Annotated in this window: 2 protein-coding genes; both read right to left on the bottom strand. The window is 59.6% G+C overall.

Going from position 1 to position 1768, the window contains the following annotated elements:
• Positions 1-169: 169 nt before the first annotated feature.
• Positions 170-832 (bottom strand): hypothetical protein, encoded by a 663-nt coding sequence (locus tag DWZ15_RS10250; protein WP_118450823.1) that lies wholly within the window; start codon positions 830-832, stop codon positions 170-172.
• 182 nt (positions 833-1014) lie between these two features.
• On the bottom strand, positions 1015-1686 hold the full coding sequence (locus tag DWZ15_RS10255; protein WP_118450825.1) for a hypothetical protein: 672 nt from the start codon (positions 1684-1686) through the stop codon (positions 1015-1017).
• Positions 1687-1768: the final 82 nt, after the last annotated feature.

The following is a 1768-nucleotide window of genomic DNA, read 5'->3' on the forward strand; positions in this document are numbered from 1 at the left end:
AAACGCCGGCGCGCCCCTGCTATTCAAAGAAGCTCGGAAGCCTCTATGCGTCTGTGCAAAAGCGCGTGAACGAGCTCATCTCTTGAGCTCCCAAGAAATTCGCGAGCGCATCAACTCGGGCGTGGCCACCCTGCTGGCCGCGCCCCTCTGCATCGCACTGCTGCTGGTTTTACCATTTCTGATTTGGGATAGGCACCTTCGCTAGCTCCATGCAAGTGAATTGTGGTCCCACGTGGATTCTTTGGGCCCGATCGCGAGCGCGGGCCCGAAGGCTGTAGTAGCTGGCCCATGCCTGGCGCGACGGGTCGCAGACGCTTTCCTGGCTGCCGCCGTCCCAATAGGTGGGCACGTCCATGCGCGCCTTGGCCTGGGACGAGCCGTTGGTTTGGGTTACGTGGAAGGTCGTCGCGGTGCCCGCGGGGGCGTCGTTCCACGATACGGTGAAGGTGACGCCGTTTTGGGTTGCCGTGGCGGAGTGGGCGTAGGTGGTTTGTGACGTGGTGGAGATGGCCTCAGGCGTGGGGTTGGCTTGGGCTCGGAGGGATGGGGCGGGGGTGCCGGTTGCGGCGGCGGTGCCGTCGGCGCTTTCCGTGTTGACGGCGCTGGTGCCGGTGGATGTTGCGGTGCTGTCCTCTGCGGTATCTGCTGTCGTATTTGTGTTGGTGCCGTCTTCGGCCTTGCCTGTGTCGCTGCTCGTGGCGTCGGCTTGCGCTTGCTGCTCGGCGGCTGCCTGAGGCTGGATGGCTTCCGCGACGGCTGCCATGGGCATCGTCGAGCTGACCATGGACGTGCACGCGATCGCGCAGAGCAGGTAGTAAATAGGTCGTTTCATAGCGGAGCCTCTCGGTGAGCAGCCAATAGGGTCCGAAGGCAGCTCCAGGCCAGCACTCCGCACATATTTTGTTGGGTTTATTTTACGGGAACCCCAGTCAACATCAGGGAACTTTCTGGGGAATGTTGGGGAGGGGAGGGATGGTTGATTGCCCGGTGACGTTGTGGATCGCGTCGGGTTGACTATGCTCGATGCGGCAACTCCAGCATGAGGCCGTCTTGCGCCTCTTCGAGACTCGGCACCGAGGCCTTCCAGGAAAAGCCCGCGAGGCTGCTGCCTAGGTCAAGCTCTACATGGTCGTATTCTTCAATTTTGCAGCCAGGGTGGTTCTCGTCGGGTATAAGACGGCATTCGACCGGTTGCGACCCGATGATTCGATACTCCTTCTGATAAGCGTATTTGGGCGTTTTGATAACGAGATTGTGCGGGATGCCCTCAAAAATCTCGCGGATTAGTTTTGGCCCGGGGACGCCGTAGGAGATGGGACCGTGGGCGTAGATGCTTCCGTCTTCGGCAATGTGTCTGTCGGCGAGGCGCGCGAAGCTGGCGTACTGCACAATGCCGATCCATCCGTCTTCGCATCCGAACTCCTGGATCATGCGTTTCGGGATTTTCACACTGTTGTTGACGATATCGTTCTCGCGGACCGTGTACATGCAGTAGATAGGCAGACAAGTATATCCGTAGAGGCACACCCCGGGAGCCATGGACGCCTCGAGCGGATCGCCCTGCTCGCCAGGCAGACCATGGTAGTAGCCGGCCGCGCTCATGTAGAGGCGACCGTTTATCAGGTCGTCGATGTATGCTTCCTTGGGCGCGAACTTGAGTAGGTAGACGATGTCGTTGTTGGGCATGACGTTTCCTTTCTTGGGTAGTGATGTCCCGGGTCGCTGTTAGCGTCGGAAAATATTAGCCAAATATAGTCGGCCGAGATTG

The sequence above is a fragment of the Collinsella sp. AF29-7AC genome (assembly GCF_003475665.1).
Lineage (GTDB): Bacteria > Actinomycetota > Coriobacteriia > Coriobacteriales > Coriobacteriaceae > Collinsella.